General features: G+C 71.3%; 18 protein-coding genes. 2 read left to right on the top strand and 16 right to left on the bottom strand.

Features of this window, described 5'->3' with window-relative positions; all coding sequences use genetic code 11:
- The 15 genes from ACFV2X_RS46830 to hisI all read right to left on the bottom strand — a co-directional run bounded on the left by ACFV2X_RS46830 (window position 1) and on the right by hisI (window position 17,488).
- Entirely contained in the window at window positions 1-435 is a 435-nt protein-coding gene (locus ACFV2X_RS46830) for a GntR family transcriptional regulator (protein WP_385628359.1), read from the bottom strand.
- Window positions 436-564: 129 nt separating this feature from the next.
- Window positions 565-2,025: a glutamate synthase subunit beta gene (locus ACFV2X_RS46825; protein ID WP_385628331.1), complete on the bottom strand. Its 1,461-nt coding sequence runs from the start codon at window positions 2,023-2,025 to the stop codon at window positions 565-567.
- Window positions 2,018-6,526 carry a glutamate synthase large subunit gene (gene gltB, locus ACFV2X_RS46820; protein WP_385628357.1) on the bottom strand — a complete coding sequence of 1,503 codons (4,509 nt, stop codon included), beginning with the start codon at window positions 6,524-6,526 and terminating at the stop codon, window positions 2,018-2,020. Before gltB ends, ACFV2X_RS46825 begins: the two co-directional genes overlap by 8 nt.
- Window positions 6,527-6,855: 329 nt before the next feature.
- On the bottom strand, window positions 6,856-7,587 hold the full coding sequence (locus ACFV2X_RS46815; protein WP_385628329.1) for a VIT1/CCC1 transporter family protein: 732 nt from the start codon (window positions 7,585-7,587) through the stop codon (window positions 6,856-6,858).
- 170 nt (window positions 7,588-7,757) lie between these two features.
- Window positions 7,758-8,753: a prolipoprotein diacylglyceryl transferase gene (gene lgt, locus ACFV2X_RS46810; protein ID WP_385628327.1), complete on the bottom strand. Its 996-nt coding sequence runs from the start codon at window positions 8,751-8,753 to the stop codon at window positions 7,758-7,760.
- A 78-nt stretch (window positions 8,754-8,831) separates the two neighbouring features.
- On the bottom strand, window positions 8,832-9,596 hold the full coding sequence (locus tag ACFV2X_RS46805; RefSeq protein ID WP_385628325.1) for a DsbA family protein: 765 nt from the start codon (window positions 9,594-9,596) through the stop codon (window positions 8,832-8,834).
- Between the two features lie 68 nt (window positions 9,597-9,664).
- Window positions 9,665-10,474 carry a tryptophan synthase subunit alpha gene (trpA, locus tag ACFV2X_RS46800; RefSeq protein ID WP_385628324.1) on the bottom strand — a complete coding sequence of 270 codons (810 nt, stop codon included), beginning with the start codon at window positions 10,472-10,474 and terminating at the stop codon, window positions 9,665-9,667.
- Window positions 10,474-11,706 carry a tryptophan synthase subunit beta gene (gene trpB, locus ACFV2X_RS46795; RefSeq protein WP_385628321.1) on the bottom strand — a complete coding sequence of 411 codons (1,233 nt, stop codon included), beginning with the start codon at window positions 11,704-11,706 and terminating at the stop codon, window positions 10,474-10,476. The genes trpA and trpB overlap by 1 nt, the downstream gene beginning before the upstream one ends.
- Window positions 11,707-12,567: 861 nt before the next feature.
- A complete protein-coding gene (trpM, locus tag ACFV2X_RS46790; RefSeq protein WP_385628319.1) occupies window positions 12,568-12,741 on the bottom strand; it encodes a tryptophan biosynthesis modulator TrpM in 174 nt (57 codons plus the stop codon).
- A 7-nt stretch (window positions 12,742-12,748) separates the two neighbouring features.
- Window positions 12,749-13,558 (bottom strand): indole-3-glycerol phosphate synthase TrpC, encoded by an 810-nt coding sequence (trpC, locus tag ACFV2X_RS46785; protein WP_385628317.1) that lies wholly within the window; start codon window positions 13,556-13,558, stop codon window positions 12,749-12,751.
- A gap of 203 nt (window positions 13,559-13,761) precedes the next feature.
- Window positions 13,762-14,169, bottom strand: coding sequence for a DUF2752 domain-containing protein (locus tag ACFV2X_RS46780; protein ID WP_385628316.1), 408 nt, complete (start codon window positions 14,167-14,169; stop codon window positions 13,762-13,764).
- A 256-nt stretch (window positions 14,170-14,425) separates the two neighbouring features.
- Entirely contained in the window at window positions 14,426-14,674 is a 249-nt protein-coding gene (locus ACFV2X_RS46775) for an HGxxPAAW family protein (RefSeq protein ID WP_089511390.1), read from the bottom strand.
- A gap of 110 nt (window positions 14,675-14,784) precedes the next feature.
- Window positions 14,785-15,474: a TIGR02234 family membrane protein gene (locus ACFV2X_RS46770; RefSeq protein ID WP_385628314.1), complete on the bottom strand. Its 690-nt coding sequence runs from the start codon at window positions 15,472-15,474 to the stop codon at window positions 14,785-14,787.
- 122 nt (window positions 15,475-15,596) lie between these two features.
- Window positions 15,597-17,111, bottom strand: a complete 1,515-nt coding sequence (locus ACFV2X_RS46765) for an anthranilate synthase component I (RefSeq protein ID WP_385628312.1) — start codon at window positions 17,109-17,111, stop codon at window positions 15,597-15,599.
- Window positions 17,112-17,122: 11 nt separating this feature from the next.
- On the bottom strand, window positions 17,123-17,488 hold the full coding sequence (hisI, locus tag ACFV2X_RS46760) for a phosphoribosyl-AMP cyclohydrolase (RefSeq protein WP_385628309.1): 366 nt from the start codon (window positions 17,486-17,488) through the stop codon (window positions 17,123-17,125).
- 135 nt (window positions 17,489-17,623) lie between these two features.
- Here hisI and ACFV2X_RS46755 point away from each other — a divergent pair, with 135 nt between their 5' ends.
- Window positions 17,624-18,646 (top strand): hypothetical protein, encoded by a 1,023-nt coding sequence (locus ACFV2X_RS46755; RefSeq protein WP_385628307.1) that lies wholly within the window; start codon window positions 17,624-17,626, stop codon window positions 18,644-18,646.
- 109 nt (window positions 18,647-18,755) lie between these two features.
- Window positions 18,756-19,388, top strand: coding sequence for a TIGR03085 family metal-binding protein (locus ACFV2X_RS46750; protein ID WP_385628304.1), 633 nt, complete (start codon window positions 18,756-18,758; stop codon window positions 19,386-19,388).
- Between the two features lie 119 nt (window positions 19,389-19,507).
- On the opposite strand, the gene leuA is transcribed toward ACFV2X_RS46750, so the two are convergent.
- On the bottom strand, window positions 19,508-21,328 hold the full coding sequence (leuA, locus tag ACFV2X_RS46745; protein WP_385628302.1) for a 2-isopropylmalate synthase: 1,821 nt from the start codon (window positions 21,326-21,328) through the stop codon (window positions 19,508-19,510).
- Between the last annotated feature and the right edge of the window lie 3 nt (window positions 21,329-21,331).

Raw genomic sequence — 21,331 nt, 5'->3', positions numbered from 1 at the left:
TCAGGGCTGTGCTGTGCCCTTGCCGGTGTCGGTGGTCGGGGCGATCGGGGCGACCGGGGCATCGGCGAAGCGCTCGTCGAGGACCGAGGCGATCAGCGCCGCGACGTCCTCGCGCTCGAGCCCGGCGGCGCGCGCCCGGTCGGCCCACGCGGCCAGTTCGGCGCGCAGCGGCGAGTCGGCGGCGGCGCCGGGCCGGGCCAGGGAGCGCTGTACGAAGGTGCCGAGGCCGGGCCGCGGCTCGACCAGGCCCTCCCGCTCCGGTTCGCGGTAGGCCTTCAGGACGGTGTTGGGGTTGATCGCGGTGGCCGCGACGACCTCCTTGGCCGTGGGTAGCCGGTCCCCCGGCTGGAGCAGACCAAGGCGGAGCGCCTGTTTGGTCTGCTGGACGATCTGCAGAGACGATCCCTGGGCAAAGTCAAGGCGAGCTGATGACAGTAGGTGCGTAAAACCACACGGCGCCCGCCCCCGGTCGGGAAGGGGGCGGGCGCCGTGCGCCGGTCCGTACGCCGTTGTACGGGCGGAGTCCAGGTGGTGCCTGGAGGTGTGGAAGAGGTGCGGAAGGGGTCAGACGGCCAGTGCGCGGTCCGTCGGGCGGATCGGGGCGGGCAGGGCGCTGGTCCCGGCCAGGTAGTGGTCCACTCCGCGGGCCGCCGAGCGGCCCTCGGCGATGGCCCAGACGATCAGCGACTGGCCGCGGCCCGCGTCGCCGGCCACGAAGACACCGTCCACGTTGGTGGCGAAGTCCGCGTCGCGGGCGATGTTGCCGCGGGCGTCCAGCTCCAGGCGGAACTGCTGGACCAGGCCGTTCTCCTGGTCGGTGCCGGTGAAGCCCATGGCCAGGGTGACCAGCTGGGCCGGGATCTTCCGCTCGGTGCCCGGCTTCTGCTCCAGCTTGCCGTCCTTGAACTCCACCTCGATCAGGTGGAGCCACTGCACATTGCCGTCCTCATCGCCCTCGAAGTGGGTGGTGGAGACGGAGTAGACCCGCTCGCCGCCCTCCTCGTGCGCGGAGGTGACCTTGTAGAGCATCGGGAAGGTCGGCCAGGGCTGGGCCGCGGGGCGCTCGTCGCCCGGGCGCGGCATGATCTCCAGCTGGGTGACCGAGGCGGCGCCCTGGCGGTGGGCGGTGCCGACGCAGTCCGCGCCGGTGTCGCCGCCGCCGATCACCACGACGTGCTTGCCCTCGGCGCTGATCGGGGCGGTGACGTAGTCACCCTCCTGCACCTTGTTGGCCAGCGGCAGGTACTCCATGGCCTGGTACACGCCCGTGAGCTCGCGCCCGGGCACCGGCAGATCGCGGGCGGTGGTGGCGCCGGCCGCGATGACCACGGCGTCGTAGCGCTTGCGCAGCTTGGCGGCGTCGATGTCGCGGCCGATCTCCACACCGGTGCGGAACTTGGTGCCCTCCGCGCGCATCTGCTCGATCCGCCGGTTGATGTGGCGCTTTTCCATCTTGAACTCGGGGATGCCGTAGCGCAGCAGCCCGCCGATGCGGTCGGCGCGCTCGTACACCGCGACCGTGTGGCCGGCCCGGGTCAGCTGCTGGGCGGCGGCCAGGCCGGCCGGCCCGGAGCCGATGACGGCGACGGTCTTCCCGGACAGCCGCTCGGGCGGCTGCGGGGTGACGTCGCCCGTCTCCCATGCCTTGTCGATGATGGAGACCTCGACGTTCTTGATGGTCACGGCGGGCTGGTTGATGCCCAGCACACACGCGGCCTCGCACGGGGCGGGGCACAGCCGCCCGGTGAACTCCGGGAAGTTGTTGGTCGCGTGCAGCCGCTCGCTGGCCTCCCGCCAGTCCTCGCGGTAGGCGTAGTCGTTCCACTCGGGGATCAGGTTTCCGAGCGGACAGCCGTTGTGGCAGAACGGGATGCCGCAGTCCATGCAGCGGCCGGCCTGCTTGCTGATGATCGGCAGCAGCGAACCGGGGACGTAGACCTCGTTCCAGTCCTGGACGCGCTCGCCCACCGGACGGGTCTTGGCGACCTCGCGGTCCGTGCTCAGAAAGCCCTTGGGATCAGCCATTGGTCGCCGCCTCCATCATCTTCTCGGTGGTCTCGGACTCGGAGAGCCCGGCTCGCTCGGCGGCGTCCTTGGCGGCGAGCACTGCCTTGTACGTGGTGGGGATGATCTTGCTGAAGCGGGGGAGGGCGGCGTCCCAGTCGGCGAGCAGGGTGCCCGCGACGGTGGAGCCGGTCTCCTCGTGGTGGCGGCGCACCACGTCGTGCAGCCACCGCTGGTCGGCCGTATCGAGCGCTTCGACGGCGTCGATGTTGCCGGCGTTGACGTTGTCCCGGTCCAGGTCGACGACGTAGGCGATACCACCGGACATGCCCGCCGCGAAGTTGCGGCCGGTCGGGCCGAGCACCACGGCCCGGCCGCCCGTCATGTACTCGCAGCCGTGGTCGCCCACGCCCTCGGAGACGACGGTCGCGCCCGAGTTGCGGACGCAGAACCGCTCGCCGACGCTGCCGCGCAGGAACATCTCGCCGCCGGTGGCGCCGTACGCGAGAGTGTTGCCCGCGATGGTCGAGTACTCGGTCAGGTGGTCGGCGCCGCGGTCCGGGCGGACGATCACCCGGCCGCCGGACAGGCCCTTGCCGACGTAGTCGTTGCCGTCGCCCTCCAGGCGCAGCGTGACACCGTGCGGCAGGAACGCGCCGAAGGACTGGCCGGCCGAGCCGGTGAAGGTGATGTCGATGGCGTCCTCGGGCAGACCCGCGCCGCCGAACTTCTTGGTCACCTCATGGCCGAGCATGGTGCCCACGGTCCGGTTGATGTTGCGGATCGCGATCTGCGCGCGGACCGGCTGGGCCGCCTCGGCGCTCTCCGCGTTCAGCGCATCGGACGCCAGCTTGATCAGCTCGTTGTCCAGCGCCTTCTCCAGGCCGTGGTCCTGGCCCACCACCTGGTGGCGCACCGCGCCCTCGGGCAGGTCCGGGACGTGCAGCAGCGGGGCGAGGTCCAGGCCCTGCGCCTTCCAGTGCGCCACGGCGCGGGTGGTGTCCAGCAGCTCGGCATGGCCGACGGCCTCGTCGAGGGTGCGGAAGCCCAGCTCGGCCAGGAGCTCGCGGACCTCCTCGGCGATGAACTCGAAGAAGTTCACCACGAACTCCGGCTTGCCGCTGAACCGCTCGCGCAGCACCGGGTTCTGGGTGGCGATGCCGACCGGGCAGGTGTCCAGGTGGCATACGCGCATCATCACGCAGCCGGAGACCACCAGCGGGGCGGTCGCGAAGCCGAACTCCTCGGCGCCGAGCAGCGCGGCGATCACGACATCGCGGCCGGTCTTGAGCTGGCCGTCGGTCTGCACCACGATGCGGTCGCGCAGTCCGTTGAGCAGCAGCGTCTGCTGGGTCTCGGCCAGGCCGAGCTCCCAGGGGCCGCCCGCGTGCTTGAGCGAGGTGAGCGGGGAGGCGCCGGTGCCGCCGTCGTGGCCGGAGATCAGCACCACATCGGCGTGGGCCTTGCTGACGCCCGCGGCCACGGTGCCCACGCCGACCTCGGAGACCAGCTTGACGTGAATGCGCGCCTTCGGGTTGGCGTTCTTCAGGTCGTGGATCAGCTGGGCGAGGTCTTCGATGGAGTAGATGTCGTGGTGCGGCGGCGGGGAGATCAGGCCGACGCCCGGGGTGGAGTGCCGGGTCCTGGCGACCCACGGGTAGACCTTGTGGCCGGGCAGCTGGCCGCCCTCGCCGGGCTTGGCGCCCTGCGCCATCTTGATCTGGATGTCGTCGGAGTTGACCAGGTACTCGCTGGTGACGCCGAAGCGGCCGGAGGCCACCTGCTTGATTGCCGAGCGGCGCGCCGGGTCGTAAAGACGCTCCGGGTCCTCGCCGCCCTCGCCGGTGTTGGACTTGGCGCCCAGCTGGTTCATGGCGATCGCCAGGTTCTCGTGCGCCTCCTTGGAGATGGAGCCGTACGACATGGCGCCGGTGGAGAAGCGCTTGACGATCTCGCTGACGGGCTCGACCTCGTCGATCGGGATCGAGGACCGCCCGCTCTTGAAGGCGAACAGGCCGCGCAGCGTCATCAGCCGCTCGGACTGCCCGTTCACCCGCTCGGTGTACTTCTTGAAGATGTCGTAGCGCCGGGAGCGGGTGGAGTGCTGCAGCCGGAAGACCGTCTCGGGGTCGAACAGATGCGGCTCGCCCTCGCGGCGCCACTGGTACTCGCCGCCGATCTCCAGCGCCCGGTGGGCGGAGGGGATACCGGAGACGGGGTACGCCTGGACGTGGCGCGCGGCGACCTCCTGGGCGATGACATCGAGGCCCGCGCCGCCGATCTTGGTGGCGGTGCCGTGGAAGTAGCTGTCCACGAAGGACTCGTCCAGGCCGACGGCCTCGAAGACCTGCGCGCCGCGGTAGGAGGCCACGGTGGAGATGCCCATCTTGGACATCACCTTGAGCACGCCCTTGCCGAGCGCCTTGATCAGGTTGCGGATCGCGGTCTCGGCCTCGACGCCCGGCAGGAACGTACCGGCGCGGACCAGGTCCTCGACCGACTCCATCGCCAGGTACGGGTTGACGGCCGCGGCGCCGTAGCCGATCAGCAGCGCGACATGGTGCACCTCGCGCACGTCGCCCGCCTCGACCAGCAGGCCCACCTGGGTGCGCTGCTTGGTGCTGATGAGATGGTGGTGGACGGCGGAGGTGAGCAGCAGGGAGGGGATCGGGGCGTGCTCAGCGTCCGAGTGGCGGTCGGAGAGCACGATCAGCCGGGCGCCGTCCTCGATGGCGGCGTCGGCCTCGGCGCAGATCTCGGTGAGGCGCGCGGCAAGGGCCTCGCCGCCCCCGCCGACCCGGTACAGGCCCGAGAGGGTCGCGGCCTTCAGGCCCGGCATGTCGCCGTCGGCGTTGATGTGGATGAGCTTGGCCAGCTCATCGTTGTCGATCACCGGGAAGGGCAGGGTGACGCTGCGGCAGGAGGCCGGGGTCGGGTCCAGCAGATTGCCCTGCGAGCCCAGCGAGGAGATCAGCGAGGTGACCAGCTCCTCGCGGATGGCGTCCAGCGGCGGGTTGGTGACCTGCGCGAACAGCTGGGTGAAGTAGTCGAACAGCAGCCGCGGCCGCTCGGAGAGGGCGGCGATCGGGGAGTCGGTGCCCATCGAGCCGATCGGCTCGGCGCCGGTCTTGGCCATCGGGGCCAGGATGACGCGCAGCTCCTCCTCGGTGTAGCCGAAGGTCTGCTGGCGGCGGGTGACCGAGGCGTGGGTGTGCACGATGTGCTCACGCTCGGGCAGATCGGCCAGGTCGATCAGGCCGGCGTCCAGCCAGTCGCCGTACGGCTGCTCGGCGGCGAGCGTGGCCTTGATCTCATCGTCCTCGATGATGCGGTGCTCGGCGGTGTCGACCAGGAACATCCGGCCGGGCTGCAGCCGTCCCTTGCGCACCACCTTGGCCGGGTCGATGTCGAGCACGCCGACTTCGGAGGCCAGCACGACCAGGCCGTCGTCGGTGACCCAGTAGCGCCCGGGACGCAGACCGTTGCGGTCCAGGACCGCGCCGACCTGGGTGCCGTCGGTGAAGGTGACGCAGGCCGGGCCGTCCCAGGGCTCCATCAGCGTGGAGTGGTACTGGTAGAAGGCGCGCCGCGCCGGGTCCATGGAGGGGTGGTTCTCCCACGCCTCGGGGACCATCATCAGCACGCTGTGCGGCAGCGAGCGGCCGCCGAGGTGCAGCAGCTCCAGGACCTCGTCGAAGGTCGCGGAGTCGGAGGCGTCAGGGGTGCAGATCGGGAAGACCCGCTCCAGCCCCTTGTCCCCGAACAGGTCGCTGACCAGCTGCGACTCCCGGGCGCGCATCCAGTTGCGGTTGCCCTTGACCGTGTTGATCTCGCCGTTGTGGGCGACGAAGCGGTACGGGTGGGCCAGCGGCCAGCTCGGGAAGGTGTTGGTGGAGAACCGCGAGTGGACCAGCGCGATGGCGGTGGCGAAGCGGCGGTCGGACAGGTCGGGGAAGAACGGCTCCAGCTGACCGGTGGTCAGCATCCCCTTGTAGACCAGGGTGCGCGAGGACAGCGACGGGAAGTAGACCCCGGCCTCCCGCTCGGCGCGCTTGCGCAGCACAAACGCCTTGCGGTCCAGGGCGAGCCCACTGCTGGCGCCGTCGGTGACAAAGAGCTGGGAGAAGGCCGGCATGACGGAGCGGGCGGCCTCGCCGAGCAGGTCGGGGGCGACCGGGACCGCGCGCCAGCCGAGGACGGTCAGGCCCTCCTCGGCGGCGATCCGCTCGATGTGGTCGGCGGCGTCGGCCTCGCCGTCCGGGAGGAACGCGATGCCCACGGCGTACGAGCCGGCCTCGGGCAGCTCGAACCCGCTGACACTCGTCCGGAGGAACGCGTCCGGCACCTGGACGAGGATGCCCGCGCCGTCACCGGACCGGGGATCGGCACCGGTGGCTCCGCGGTGCTCAAGGTTGCGCAGCACGGTCAGAGCCTGCTCCACGAGCTCATGGCTGGCCTCGCCGGTGAGGGTCGCCACGAAGCCCACGCCACAGGCGTCGTGCTCATCGCGCGGGTCGTACATCCCCTGTCGGGCGGGGTGGGACGCGGAACGCATCGGCTCTCCCGTCGTCGTCTACGGCATTTGGGTGTGCCGAGGGACGACGCTGGCCCTCCGCCAAGAAATTTTCGTGCAGGTTACATGATGGGTTGCTTCTCGGAAAGTGGATAGCACGTTCCATCATGCGGACACCGGACACGAAGGGTGAAGTAAGGCAAGGGGGGATCAAAAGATCGCCCCGCCAAAGCGCGAAGCGGGCGACGCTGCCCACGGCGCTACGGCGTTATGCCCGTCGGTAAACGGATTGAAACCGTCAAGTAACGGCGTAATCTTGCGGCTCGCCGTATGGTAAATCAACCCACGGCCGTGCCAAAGAGTATGCCCAAGGCATATGTCACACCGGCCGCCGCGCCACCCAGCGCCAGCTGCCGCAGCCCGCTGAACCACCAGCTGCGGGCGGTCACCCGCGCCACCACCGCACCGCACGCGAACAGCCCGATCATCGCCAGCGCCACGGCCGGCCACAGCGCCGTCGCCCCCAGCAGATACGGCAGCACCGGCAGCAGCGCGCCCAGCGCGAACGAGCCGAACGAGGACACCGCCGCGACCAGCGGCGACGGCAGATCGTCCGGGTCGATGCCCAGCTCCTCGCGGGCGTGTATCTCCAGCGCCTGCTCGGGGTCCTTCGACAGTTGCTCGGCCACCTGACGCGCCAGCTGGGGCTCCACGCCCCGCGACTCGTACAGCGCCGCCAGCTCCTCCAGCTCGTCCACGGGATGCCTGCGCAGCTCGCGCCGCTCCACCTCCAGCTCGGCCTCCACCAGCTCACGCTGGGAGGCCACGGAGGTGTACTCCCCGGCCGCCATCGAGAACGCGCCGGCGGCAAGACCCGCAAGACCGGTGATCACGATCGTCTGGCGGTCCACGGCGCCGCCCGCGACACCGGTCATCAGCGCGAGGTTGGAGACCAGACCGTCCATCGCACCGAATACCGCCGGGCGCAGCCAGCCGCCGTTCACATCGCGGTGGGTGTGGTTGTCACGGTGCGCGATGTGCGGAGGTTCGGTACTAGCAATGACGGACATAGTGCTCCCTTCAGGGGGTGCGGGCGCGGCCGCCCTCAACCCAACAGTTCGAAGGTACGCACGAATTCCCTGCCGCCGCCAGCAAGGAAGGCCGAACTTACCTCGCTGACCTGCGGAAACGCAAAGGCCGCCGAACCCGTGCGGGTCCGGCGGCCTCTCGGCGACGCTCGCTACTTCGAGGCTTCGGCCTCCGGCTTCGACTCCTCGTCGGCTCCGGTCTTGCCCTCGGCCCTGGACTCCGCCTTGGCCTCGGTCTTGCTTTCGGTCTCGGCCTCAGCCTTGCTTTCGGCGTTGGCCTCCGCCTCGCCGCCACTCTCGCCCTGGGCCTGCTCGGCCTCGACCGCTGCGGCGGCGGGCTCCACGATCTCCTCCCGCCCGGGGGCCTTCTTCGCGGAGATCACGAAGTAGGCCACCGCCGCCAGGAAGACGACGATCGCCGTCCAGTTGTTCAGCCGCATGCCCAGCACATGGTGGGCGGTGTCCACCCGCAGGTACTCCACCCAGAAGCGGCCTACGGTGTACGCGGCGACGTACAGCGCGAACGCCCGGCCGTGTCCCAGCTTGAACCGCTTGTCCGCCCAGAGCACCAGCAGCGCCACGCCCACGCACCACAGCGACTCGTACAAGAAGGTCGGCTGGTACGTACCGGCGACGCGCCCTATGTCTGGGTCGGCGTCGATCTTCAGCCCCCAGGGCAGATCGGTCTTCTTGCCGTACAGCTCCTGGTTGAACCAGTTGCCCCAACGGCCGATCGCCTGGGCGAAGGCGATCCCCGGCGCGATCGCGTCCGCATACGCCGGGAGCGGGATCCCCCGGCGCCGGCAGCCGATCCAGGCGCCGAGGGCGCCCATCGCGATCGCACCCCAGATCCCGAGGCCGCCCTCCCAGATCTTGAAGGCGTCCACCCAGTCGCGACCGTCGGTGAAGTACAGCTCATAGTCGGTGATGACGTGGTACAGCCGACCGCCGATCAGGCCGAAGGGCACCGCCCATACGGCGATATCGGCGACCGTGCCGACCTGGCCGCCCCGTTTGACCCAACGTCGGCCGCCGAGCCAGACCGCCACGAAGACACCGAGGATGATGCAGAAGGCATAGCCGCGCAGCGGGATCGGGCCGAGGTAGATCACGCCGGACGACGGGCTGGGAATGTATGCGAGGTTCATGTCGGAGTCGACGCTACCGTGCCGGGCGGTCAATACGGCAACCCACCCGGCGCAACGGCTCCGTAACGGCACGGGTTCCTAGCCCTTCCCGGTGACCATCCGCTTGAGCTTCCGCGGACTCAGCGGCTTGTTCGGGTCCCCGTAGATCGCCTTCCCGTCCAGCAGAACGGTCGGCGTCATGCTGTACCCCGAGCGGGTGAAGACGCTATTGGACTTCCGCACCCACCCGTCGTGCTTGCCCTCCTCGACGCATCTGCGGAACGTCTCGGTGTCCAGCCCCGGGACCTTGCCCGCGAGCTTGATCAGCTTCGACTTGTCCGCGTACGAGTCCTTGGTCTCCGACGGCTGGTTCTTGTAGAGCACATCGTGGTACGCCACATACTTCCCGGCGTCCTGCGCGCAGCCCGCCGCGTTCGCCGCGTACAGCGAGCCGGTGCCGCCCATATTGCCGTCGATGATCGTCACCAGGTGGTAGCGGACCTTCATCCGGCCCTTGTCCTGCAGCTGGTGCACGGTCTTGCGGAAGACGTCCTCGAACTGCTTGCAGCCGGGGCAGCGGAAGTCCTCGTACACGGTCAGCGTCTTCTGCGCGCTCGCCTTCCCCGTCGGGATCACCGTGCCGGTCGCGCCCCGGGGGGCCACTGCCCGGCTGCCGGACTTCCCCGAGTCCCCGCCGCTCTTCGAGGCGACCATGCCCACCCCCGCGGCCACCCCCAGCACGGCCACCACCGCCCCGGCCACGCCCAGGCCGCGCCTGCGCTTGGCGCGGATCCGGTCCTTCTCTCGCTGTTCCCGCAGCCGCTCCCGGGCGCTGCGCTTCCCCTCACGGTTTTTCTCGCTCACGCCACGACAACGAGGCGGAGGAGCCCCACTGAACCCCTCCGCCCCGTATTCGCTCTATCGAGGGACCCCTACCGGGGGACGCGGACGCCCTCCGCCAGCTCACCCGCCAGGTCCCGGACGGCCGTGAGCCCCGTCTCCAGGTCCTCGGCGTCCATCAGCCGCCGCACGAACGCCGTTCCGACGATCACGCCGTCCGCGTACTCGGCCACCTCGGCGGCCTGCCGGGCATTGGACACCCCGAGCCCCACGCACACCGGCAGCGAGGTCGTCGCACGGGTGCGCGCCACCAGCCCCCGCGCCCCCTCCCCCACCGAGTCGCGGGTGCCGGTCACGCCCATGATCGAGGCCGCGTACACAAAGCCGCTGCCCGCCGCGGTGATCTTCGCCAGCCGCTCGTCACTGCTGCTCTGGGCGACCACGAAGACCGTGGCCAGCCCATGCTGCTCGGCGGCCTTCCGCCACGCCTCCGACTCCTGGACCGGCAGATCGGGCAGGATGCAGCCCGCCCCGCCCACCGCGGCCAGATCGGCGGCGAACCGCTCGACGCCGTACCGGTCCACCGGATTCCAGTACGTCATGATCAACACGGGCGCCCCCGTCGCCGCATGCACCTCGCCGACCGTACGGATCACATCGCGGATGCGAACACCGCCCCGCAGCGCGATGTCGTCGGCGGTCTGGATGACCGGACCGTCCAGCACCGGATCGCTGTACGGCAGACCGACCTCGATCACATCGCAGCCGCCCTCGACCATCGCCGTCATCGCCCGCACGCCGTCGCCGACGGTCGGATAACCGGCCGGCCAGTAGCCGATGAGCGCGGCGCGCCCCTCCTCCTTGGCCTTCGCCAGCACGGACCCCAGCAGCTCTGCGCTCATCACTTCTCTCCCTCGTAGAGCCCGAAATACCGCGCGGCCGTGTCCATGTCCTTGTCGCCCCGGCCCGACAGATTGACCAGCACCAGCCCGTCGCCGCCCAGCTCACGCCCCAGCTCCAGCGCCCCCGCCAGGGCGTGCGCGCTCTCGATCGCCGGGATGATCCCCTCGGTCCGCGACAGCAGCCGCAGCGCCTGCATCGCGGCGTCATCGGTGACCGCCCGGTACTCGGCCCGCCCCGTGTCCTTCAGATACGAGTGCTCCGGACCGACCCCCGGGTAGTCCAGACCGGCCGAGATCGAGTACGGCTCCAGGATCTGCCCGTCCTCGTCCTGCAGCACATACGACCGGGAACCGTGCAGAATCCCCGGCTCCCCCTTGGTCAGCGTGGCCGCGTGCTCCCCCGTCTCCACGCCGTGCCCGGCCGGCTCGAAGCCGAACAGCCGCACCGACTCGTCCTTCAGGAAGGCGTGGAACAGCCCGATCGAGTTCGACCCACCCCCCACACACGCCGCGACCGCGTCCGGCAGCCGCCCGACCCGCTCCAGGATCTGCCGCCGCGCCTCCACGCCGATCACCCGGTGGAAGTCGCGCACCAACGCCGGGAACGGGTGCGGTCCGGCGGCGGTCCCGAACAGGTAGTGCGTACGGTCCACGTTCGCCACCCAGTCGCGGAACGCCTCGTTGATCGCGTCCTTGAGCGTCCGGCTGCCCGTCTTCACGGAGACGACCTCGGCGCCCAGGATCCGCATCCGCGCGACGTTGAGCGCCTGGCGCTCGGTGTCGATCTCCCCCATGTAGATCACGCACTCGAGCCCGAACAGCGCACACGCGGTCGCCGTCGCCACACCGTGCTGCCCCGCACCGGTCTCGGCGACCACCCGGGTCTTGCCCATGCGCTTGGCGAGCAGCGCCTGGCCCAGCACGTTGTTGATCTTGTGGGATCCGGTGTGGTTGAGATCCTCCCGCTTGAGAAAGATCCGCGCACCCCCCGCATGCTCCGCGAACCGCGGCACCTCGGTCAGGGCACTGGGCCGCCCCGAGTAGTTGACCAGCAGATCCTCGAGCTCGGCGGCGAACGACGGATCGCTCTTCACCTTGTCGTACTCAACGGCGACCTCATCCACCGCGGCAACCAGCGCCTCGGGGATGAACTTGCCGCCGAAGGCGCCGAAATACCCCTCGGCGGTGGGGATATGACCCTCCGGGTCCGGAACAAAGAAGTCAGACGGCATCTGACGTACTCCTCAGTCGGGGCGGATGCCCCACAGCTCATAACGGACAAATAACCACGATGATCGCTGCGCGACGGCGCCACGCGCGGGAGGTTGCGGGGGGCTTTCCCTCACCCCGCCCCTTCCCGAACTGTGGGCTCCGCCCCCAGACCCCCGGCTCCCCCAGCGGTAGCTGAGGAGACGGCGGGTCCGCGAAGCGCGGGGTGGCACGGGGCTCCGCCCCAGCCCCCAGCGGTCGCTGGGAACCGGGTGGCGTCGGTCAGGGCGCTGCCAGTGGTGACGTGAGACGTCGCCCCGCCCCGGGCACCCCTTCCGGCACCGGACCGGCCTCGGACACCCCACCCCGCCCGGCCGACGAACCGGCCGAAAGAAGCCGGGGCCACCCCGCACCCGAGCCGCATCTGAAGCCAGACACCACCTGAGAGGAAGCCGGAGCAACCAGCCCCACGCCCCAAGCCGAATCCGAAACCGGACCCACCCGAAGAGGAAGCCACAGACCACCAGCCCGGCATCCGGAACCAGGCCAGGCCCGAATCGGAGCCACCCGAGGGGAAGCCGCGCATCGGCTGCGGGTGGCGCGCCCGCCTGCCCTCGACCGGATCGGGACGACCCGCCCCAGAAGCGGAGAAGAGGCGAAGCCCACCCTCACCGCAACCGCGACGGGCCCGGGCCGGGGTCACCGGTCGGGAGTCGCCGACGAGGCGGGAGGGGGTGGGGGTGCAGGGGTGGTGCCCTGGACGCTTACGCATATTTGTGGCGCCAAGTTCCGAGCGACCCTACGTTTCGGGCCATCGGCGCCGTAAATATGCGGTCCAGGGTGACAGCCCCGGAGGCCACGCCCCCGGCACCCACCGCGAACGCTCAGCGCACCCCGCGCAACCTCAACGCAGCGAGCGATCCACGCCATCGGCGCCCGTTGACCTGCCCCGGCTCGCATCCGATGTGGTAGCGCACGCGCCGCCCCCGCACCCGCCTCGCGGGCGCACGGCAGCCACGGGGGCGGCACCCCCGGGCCAGGCGCGCGTACGTGTCCATGGCGGCCTCAGTCCCGCCCGTGCCGCAGCGCCGGGTGCGCGCCCGCCGCGACCAGGTCCGCGACCGCGCCCTTCGGGTCGCGGCCGGTGACCAGGGACTCGCCCACGAGCACGGCGTCCGCGCCGTCGTTCGCGTAGGCGATCAGATCGTGGGGGCCACGCACACCCGACTCCGCGATCTTCACGATGTGGTCCGGGATCTCCGGCGCGATGCGCGCGAAGTTCCCGCGGTCCACCTCGAGCGTCTTCAGGTTCCGCGCGTTGATGCCGATCACCCGCGCCCCCGCGTCCACCGCCCGCGCGGCCTCCTCCTCGTCGTGCACCTCGACCAGCGGCGTCAGCCCGATCGATTCGGCACGCTCGATGAGCGAGACCAGCGCCTCCTGGTCCAGCGCGGCGACGATGAGCAGGGCGACATCCGCGCCGTACGCCCGCGCCTCCCACAGCTGGTACGAGGTGACGATGAAGTCCTTGCGCAGCACCGGGATGTCGACCTTGGCCCGCACGGCCTCCAGGTCGGCCAGCGACCCGCCGAACCGGCGCTGCTCCGTGAGGACGCTGATGACCGCGGCGCCGCCCGCCTCGTAGTCGGCGGCGAGCCCGGCCGGGTCGGCGATCGCGGCGAGCGCGCCCTTGGAGGGGCTGGACCGCTTGACTTCGCAGATCACCTTGACGCTGTCGCCCTTGAGCGCGGCGGCGCCGTCCTTGGCCTGGGGTGCCTTGGCGGCCCGCTCCTTGAGCTCGTCGAGGGTGACGCGCGCCTGCCGCTCCGCGAGGTCGGCACGGACTCCGTCGATGATCTCGTCGAGCACACTCACGCGAGCGGCCCCCTTCCGGACGGGGATGGAGCTTCTGATCACTACCGGCGCAGCGGGCGTCCTCTGGGGGACGAGCACTTCACCAGGCACTGCGATGGTATCTGGCGGAGAACCGAGGTCTCGCATCCGGTTGACGCGGACCTGCACAATCCGCCGCCGTGAACCCGATACGGAACCAACGGGTACCCCCATCAAACCAACGGTCACGGCGTGAGGAAACTTCCGAAGGGGAAGTTCCGGATAACCGTGAAACCGAGAACCACCCCGCCGAGCACCCACCCATGTACGGCCCGCAGCGGGACCACCGGTCCCGCCACCCCCACCGTCCGCCGCCCCCGTACGCAGGCCACGAACCACCGCAGCCACACCACGGCGAACCCGAGGTAGCCGAGGACGGCGAGCGCATTGGCCCCGAGCGCGGTGAACGGTTCGCCGTGAGCGATCGCGTACGCGCTGCGCAGCCCGCCGCAGCCGGGGCAGTACACGCCGGTGAGCCGCAGCAGCGGGCAGGCGGGGTAGTGGCCCGGTTCATTGGGGTCGACGAGCCCGACGAAGGCGAAGGCGGCCACGACCGCCGCGAGCGCGCCCACAGGAGGGCCCAGCCGACGCACCAGCCCGACCCCACGGCCGCCGGCCCCGCGCCCACCGGCCCCACATCCGCCGGCCCCACGGCCGTCCCCCGGAACGTCCGTCGGCGCAGGTGTTTCCTCGGTCACATCGCCGAGTCTCCCCGCGGATACACGAAGGCGCAGCTCAGGGTCCGCGCATCTGCCTCCGTACGGCGCTACGACCGTACGGCCGTAGCGCCCGGACCCCGCGCCGCACCTCGAAACAGACCTGCCGGGTCGCCCCCGACCCGGCCTCGGCCTACTGCTGGGTCTGCGCCTGCGGCTGGGCCGCCCGCTGCGCCTGGGGCTGCCGCTTCGGCGTCATGCCGAGACCGGCCGCGCGCATCGCCAGGCCGACGACACCGCCGAGGGCCACCACGACCATGCCCGCCCAGAAGCCGATCGGGTTGGCCAGCACGACAAACGCACCGGCGACACAGAAGCCGATGAAGGCGATGGTGACGCCGGTCCAGGCGGCCGGGGTGTGTCCGTGGTTGTTACCCGCCATGAATACTCCTCGTTGCTCTACTGCCCCCGGGTTCCGGGCGCGCGGGGCGAACGCTCCCACGTCATTGTCCCCGACGCGCGCAAATGTCTTGAGCGGGGGGTCCTAACCGCTCAGGCCTCGCGGCTCGCCGACCGCTCTGTCGGATCCTCGCCCCGGTCAAGCGCTTTCCACAGCTCCTCGGGCCGCTCCGGATCCCCCGCGGCCCCACCGCGCCGCGCCCGCCCGGCCGGGCCGCGGCTCCCCTTGCCGTCTCCCGCGCGCTCGTACCGGCCGGACATGGCGGGCCAGTGGCGGCCGTAGCCCAGCGCGAGCACCCCGGCGAGCAGCAGCAGGAGCCCGCCCACCATGGCGACCCAGGGCCACGGGGTGTACGCGACGTCGTGGATGGCGCTGTCGGCCAGGCCGGTCGCCTGGGACGCCTTCTCCTCGAGCGCCGCCTTGTCGGACGCGCCGAGCACCGCGCTGACCACGATGCCCGCCCCGCTGAGGGCCAGCAGTCCGGAGACGACCCAGCGCCCGACGCGGTTGACGGCGAACACCGCGACGAGCGCGGCGAGGCCGACGACCGCCAGCGCTCCGGGCAGCCCGGTGATGTCGTCACCGTTGGCATGCTGCGGCAGGGTGCCCTTGGCGACCGCCGCCGTGCCCTTGGCCCAGGTGCGGCTGGTGGCCAGCAGCACGAGCGCGGCGCCGAGCGCGCCGGACAGCAGGGCGACGCCGAGGCTGCGTCTACGGCCGCGCGCGGCTGAGGCGGTGGGCTCGTGATGGGCCCGGGGCTGGGGTACGGCTGCTGCACTCACGCGTACCACTATCCCCCACGGGTCGGACAGCCCCGCCGCGGGGATGCGGTTTGCCTGATTCGACGCCGAAAACCCGGAACGTTATGCGACACCGGGCACCAGGCACCAGGCACCCGAAACGTTCAGCCCCGCTCCAGCCGCCCCGCCGTATGCACGGCCCGCAGCACCGCCGCCGCCTTGTTCCGGCACTCCGCGTCCTCCGCCACCGGGTCGGAGTCGGCGACGATACCCGCGCCGGCCTGGACGTACGCCGTCCCGTCCCGCAGCAGCGCCGTACGGATGGCGATCGCGGTGTCGGAGTCGCCCGCGAAGTCGAGATACCCGACGCAGCCCCCGTACAGGCCGCGGCGGCTCGGCTCGAGCTCCTCGATGATCTGCATGGCGCGCGGCTTGGGGGCGCCGGAGAGGGTGCCGGCCGGGAAGCAGGCGGTGAGTACGTCGAAGGCCGTACGGCCCTCGGCGAGCCGGCCGGTCACGGTGGAGACGATGTGCATGACGTGGCTGTAGCGCTCGATCGACATGAAGTCGACGACCTCGACGCTGCCGGGCTCGCAGACCCGGCCGAGGTCATTGCGGCCGAGGTCGACGAGCATCAGGTGCTCGGCACGCTCCTTGGGGTCGGCGAGGAGTTCGTCGCCGAGGGCGGCGTCCTCCTGCGGGGTGGCGCCGCGGGGGCGGGTACCGGCGATCGGGTGCACCATCGCCCGCCCGTCCTCGACCTTGACCAGCGCCTCCGGGCTTGAGCCCACGACATCGAACCCGTCGAAGCGGAAGAGGTACATGTACGGGCTCGGGTTGGTGGCCCGCAGCACGCGGTAGACGTCCAGGGCGCTCGCCGCACAGGGCGTCTCGAACCGCTGGGAGGGCACGACCTGGAAGGCCTCGCCCGCGCGGATGCGCTCCTTGATGTCCTCCACGGCCGTCATGAAGTCCGGCCCGCCCCACAGGGCGGTGTACTCGGGGAGCTCGGAGGCCGGCAGGGCGGCGGGGTCCGTGGGGACGGGGCGGGCCAGGTCGGCGGCCATCGCGTCGAGCCGCGCCACGGCGTCCGCGTACGCCTCGTCGACGCCCGTGGCGAGGTCGTTGTGGTTGATCGCGTTGGCGATCAGCAGGACCGTGCCGTCCCAGTGGTCGAGCACGGCGAGATCCGAAGTGAGCAGCATGGTCAGCTCGGGCAGCCGCAGATCGTCCCGGCCGCTCTCGCCGATCTTCTCCAGGCGGCGCACGATGTCGTAGCCGAGGTAGCCGACCATGCCGCCGGTGAACGGCGGCAGATGGACAAGACCGCCGAGGTCGCGGGGCGTGTGCAGGGTCTCGATGGTCGCGCGCAGCGCCTGCAGCGGATCGCCCTCGGTGGGGACGCCGACGGGCGGGGTGCCCAGCCAGTGCGCCTGGCCGTCACGCTCGGTGAGGGTGGCGGCGCTGCGTACGCCGATGAAGGAGTAGCGGGACCAGGACCTGCCGTTCTCGGCGGACTCCAGGAGGAAGGTGCCGGGGCGCTCGGCGGCGAGCTTGCGGTACAGGCCGACCGGGGTGTCGCCGTCCGCGAGCAGCCGCCGGGTGACGGGGATGACGCGGCGGTCGGCCGCCAGCTTGCGGAAGGTCTCGAGGTCCATCGTGTGCGCACCCTGGGTCATGGCTGGCGAGCCTACTGGCCGAGCGGCAGGACGTCGGAATCGAAGCAGGTGCGGTCGCCGGTGTGGCAGGCCGCGCCGACCTGGTCGACCTTGACCAGGACGGTGTCGGCGTCGCAGTCGAGGGCCACGGACTTGACCAGCTGTATGTGGCCGGAGGTGTCGCCCTTGACCCAGTACTCCTGGCGGCTGCGGCTCCAGTAGGTGGCCCGGCCGGTGGTGAGGGTGCGATGCAGCGCCTCGTCGTCCATCCAGCCGAGCATCAGCACCTCGCCGGTGTCGTACTGCTGGGCGATGGCGGGGACGAGACCGTCGGCGTTGCGCTTGAGGCGGGCGGCGAGGGCCGGGTCGAGGGCGGAGGGGCGGTCGGAGCCGGTCATGCGACCATTCTGCACTCTCCACGCCGGGGACTGATTCCGCACTCCCCGAGGCAGGGGGCAGGGGTGGGGCCTGAAGTCGGGTCCGTCGCGGAGCCCGATGGCTCGGTTGTCAGTGCGATGGGGCATGCTTCGGGCATGACGTTTCCGCCGTCGCCGAACGACTCCAACCGGTCTGGAAACGGCGGGGGGTTCGGGCCGCCGCCGGAGCAAGGTTTCGGACCGCCGCCCGAGCAGAGCCAGGGACAGGGCTTCGGGCCGCCTCCGGAGCAGGGTTTCGGGCCGCCCGCGCAGCCCGGCCTGCCCGCACCGCAGGGCCAGCTGCCGCCGTCGGGCGGCTTCGGGCCGCCGACCGGCGCACTGCCTCCCGGCGCACCGGCTGCCGGTCCGCTGCCCTCCGGGTCGCTTCCGCCGGGCGCGCTCCCGCCCGGCGCCTTTGCCCCCGGCCCGCTGCCGCCCCCGCCGCCGCGCCCTGGTTCGGGCGGGGGCAGGACCGCGGCGATAGCCATCGCCGCGGTGGTGGCGGGCGCGCTGGTCATCGGCGGGATTCTCATCAGCACCCGCGACGACGGCGACAAGAGCGAGGCATCCGGCAAGGAGACGACATCCGCGTCGGCCGACGCGAAGTCGTCGGACTCCCCCTCGGCCTCGGCTTCCCCGTCGGCCTCCGCCTCCCCCTCCGAGGGAGCGTCCGGCTCGGCGGACCCCGGACAGGGCGCGCCGCTGGGCGGCGGCAGCGACGCCTCCGACGGCGGTACGTCCCCCTCGGCCTCCGAGTCGGGAGGCCCCGGCGACCTGGTGCCGTATGCGGTGCTCAAGCCCGGCGAGTGCTTCGACCACCCCGCGCTGGACAGCAGCGTGACGAAGATCGAGAAGCGGGGGTGCAGCAGTCCGCACGACGGTGAGGTGGTCGCCAACGAGACGCTGACCGGGGACTTCTCCACCGAGAAGGCCATTCAGGACAAGGCGCTCTCGCTGTGCGAGACGGATGCCAAGAAGCGGCTGCAGTCCATACCGAACGACGGCCGGATGTATTACTACTACGCGCTCTATCCGGCGCTGGCCACCTACCGGATCCGGGGCGAGGACCAGGTCTCCTGCGCGTTGACGCTCAGCTCGGGCCCGGGTGGCAAGAAGCTGAGCAAGCCGCTTCCGGGGTGACGGGGCGCAAGACTGACGGGGCGCAAGGGACGCAAGGGAGGATCGCGGCCCAGGGGTGATGGCCCGGCGCCGGTGGCGGGGGCCGGACGGCGGTCGTAGGGTGGGCGGTATGTCCACTCACGCGAGGCGCGAACGGCTGCTGCTGGCCGACCTGTTGGAGACCGCCGGCTCCGATGCCCCGACGCTGTGCGAGGGCTGGACCACCCATGACCTGGCCGCCCATCTGGTGGTCCGCGAGCGCCGCGCGGACGCGGCCGCCGGTCTGCTGATCAAGCCGCTGGCCGGGCGGCTGGACCGGGTCCAGGCCGAGTTCGCCGCGAAGCCGCACGAGGAGCTGATCCGGCTCTTCCGCGAGGGCCCGCCGCGGATGTCGCCGTTCGCCGTCAAGCAGGTGGACGAGGCGGCCAACACCGTCGAGTTCTACGTCCACGCCGAGGACGTCCGCCGGGCCCAGCCGGACTGGCAGCCGCGCGAGATCGACCCGGTCTTCGCCGACGCCCTGTGGTCCCGGATCGAGCGGATCGCCAAGACGGTCGGCCGCAAGTCCCCGGTCGGCCTGGTGCTGCGCCGCCCGGACGGCCGTACGGCGGTGGCGCACCGCGGCACCCCGGTGGTCACGGTCACCGCGGAACCGGGCGAGCTGGCGGTGTTTCTGTTCGGCCGCCAGGACGCCGCCCGGGTCGAGTTGGAGGGCGACAAGGAGGCGGTGGCCAAGCTCCAGGCCGCCAAGCTCGGCATCTGAGCCGACGTCCCGACTCGGTGTCCTGACCCGACGTCCCGACTCGGTGTCCTGACTCCGTGTCCAGCCGAGCACCGGCGCACCGCCCCCCACCGCATCAGCCCTTCACCTCACCCCGGCCATCACAACACCCACACCCGCGCCCGGTTCACGGCGGCCAGCACGGCGTGCACCGACGCGGTGAGCACGGAGGTGTCCTGACCGGCGCCCCACCGCGTGCTGTCACCGACGCGGCATTCGACATAGGCCATGGCGGGGCTGCCGGGTCCGGCGGCGGTCGCGTGCTCGGCGTAGTGGAGGATGTCAACGGCGATCCCGGCACGGGCCAGGGCGTCGGCGAAGGCGGACAGCGGCCCGTTGCCCATGCCCTCGTATTCGCGCTTGTCGTCGCCCGTGCGCAGCTCGCAGACGAAGCGGTGCCGGCCGGGGCCGGTCTCCTCGGTCGTCCATGACCCGAGGGTGACCGGGCCGTCGTCGTGACCGGGGACGAGATACGACGTACGGAACAGCTCCCACAGGTCCTCGGCCGCGGCCTCCCGGCCGCTGTCGTCGGTGGCGGCCTGCACGATGCGGGAGAAGTCGGCGCGCAGCCGCTTGGGCAGGTCCAGACCGTAGTGCGCCTGGAGCAGATGGGCGATGCCGCCCTTGCCCGACTGGCTGTTGACGCGGATCACGGCCTCGTAGCTGCGCCCCACGTCGGCCGGGTCGATCGGCAGATACGGCACCGCCCATGGCGCCTGACCCTCCGGCACCCCGGATTCGGCGGCCCGCCGGGCGTGCTCGGCCAGCCCCTTGCTGATGGCGTCCTGGTGGGTGCCGGAGAAGGCCGTATAGACCAGCTCGCCGCCATAGGGGTGGCGGGGGTGGACCGGCAGCCGGTTGCAGTGCTCGACGGTGTCGCGGATCGCGTCGATATCGGAGAAGTCGATCATCGGGTCCACGCCCTGGGCGTAGAGGTTCAGGGCGAGCGTGACCAGGTCCACATTGCCCGTCCGCTCGCCGTTGCCGAACAGACAGCCCTCGACCCGCTGGGCGCCCGCCAGCACGGCCAGCTCCGCGCAGGCGACCCCGGTGCCCCGGTCGTTGTGCGGATGCACGGAGAGGACGACGTCCGAGCGCCGCTCCAGGTGGCGGTGCATGTACTCGATCTGATCGGCGTACACGTTGGGGGTGGCGCACTCGACGGTGGCGGGCAGGTTGTGGATCACCGGCCGCTCGGGGCAGGCGTCCCACAGCTCCGTGAGGCCGTTGCAGACCTCCAGTACGAAGTCGGGTTCGGTGAGGTTGAAGACCTCCGGGGAGAACTGGAACCGGATGTTCTCGGGGCGCGCCTCGGCGAGCCGGGCCAGATGCCCGGCGGCGTCCCGGATCATCCCGTACACCTCGGCGCGGCCACGGCCCAGCACCACCTCGCGCCAGACGGGGGCGGTGGCGGTGTACAGGTGCACCACCGAGCGGGGCAGGCCCTCGATGGCGGCGTACGTCCGCTCGATCAGATCGCGGCGGGCCGGGGTGAAGACCACCACGGTCACATCGGCGGGGACCGCGTCGCTCTCCGCGAGGTGGCGTACGAAGTCGAAGTCGGTCTGGCTCGCGGAGGGATAGCCGACCTCGATCTCCTTGAAGCCCATCGCGACCTGGAGGTCGAACATCCGGCGCTTGCGCGGGGTGTCCATCGGCTCGGCCAGGGCCTGGTTGCCGTCGCGCAGATCCACCGGCACCCACAGCGGCGCCCGCTCGATCCGGCGGCCCGGCCAGGTGCGGTCGTCGGTCAGCGGCACCGCGACCCTGTCGTACACGGACCGGTAGCGGTGGTGCGGCATGGCGCTGGGGCGCTGAGGGTTCCAGGAGGGGGCGTCGGCGGGGAGGGGCCCGTGCGGGGTGCGGAGTGCCGGGGGTGCGGGGGTGTTGTGCTGGATGGGTTCGTCGTACTGAACAGCCATGAG

Source organism: Streptomyces sp. NPDC059679 (assembly GCF_042734105.1).
Lineage (GTDB): Bacteria > Actinomycetota > Actinomycetes > Streptomycetales > Streptomycetaceae > Streptomyces.
The sequence above is the reverse complement of the archived record's forward strand: the minus strand, read 5'-3'. Positions and strand labels throughout refer to the sequence as shown.

Bases quoted from the DNA above. Each gene is read 5' to 3' on its own strand.
- ACFV2X_RS46755 (WP_385628307.1), top strand. From the start codon at position 17,624: ATGACGTTTCCGCCGTCGCCGAACGACTCCAACCGGTCTGGAAACGGC.
- trpB (WP_385628321.1), bottom strand. From the start codon at position 11,706: ATGCCGTCTGACTTCTTTGTTCCGGACCCGGAGGGTCATATCCCCACC.
- lgt (WP_385628327.1), bottom strand. From the start codon at position 8,753: ATGAACCTCGCATACATTCCCAGCCCGTCGTCCGGCGTGATCTACCTC.
- ACFV2X_RS46750 (WP_385628304.1), top strand. From the start codon at position 18,756: ATGTCCACTCACGCGAGGCGCGAACGGCTGCTGCTGGCCGACCTGTTG.
- ACFV2X_RS46775 (WP_089511390.1), bottom strand. From the start codon at position 14,674: ATGGCGGGTAACAACCACGGACACACCCCGGCCGCCTGGACCGGCGTC.
- trpM (WP_385628319.1), bottom strand. From the start codon at position 12,741: ATGGACACGTACGCGCGCCTGGCCCGGGGGTGCCGCCCCCGTGGCTGC.
- leuA (WP_385628302.1), bottom strand. From the start codon at position 21,328: ATGGCTGTTCAGTACGACGAACCCATCCAGCACAACACCCCCGCACCC.
- ACFV2X_RS46815 (WP_385628329.1), bottom strand. From the start codon at position 7,587: ATGTCCGTCATTGCTAGTACCGAACCTCCGCACATCGCGCACCGTGAC.
- hisI (WP_385628309.1), bottom strand. From the start codon at position 17,488: ATGACCGGCTCCGACCGCCCCTCCGCCCTCGACCCGGCCCTCGCCGCC.
- trpA (WP_385628324.1), bottom strand. From the start codon at position 10,474: ATGAGCGCAGAGCTGCTGGGGTCCGTGCTGGCGAAGGCCAAGGAGGAG.
- gltB (WP_385628357.1), bottom strand. From the start codon at position 6,526: ATGTACGACCCGCGCGATGAGCACGACGCCTGTGGCGTGGGCTTCGTG.
- ACFV2X_RS46765 (WP_385628312.1), bottom strand. From the start codon at position 17,111: ATGACCCAGGGTGCGCACACGATGGACCTCGAGACCTTCCGCAAGCTG.
- ACFV2X_RS46825 (WP_385628331.1), bottom strand. From the start codon at position 2,025: ATGGCTGATCCCAAGGGCTTTCTGAGCACGGACCGCGAGGTCGCCAAG.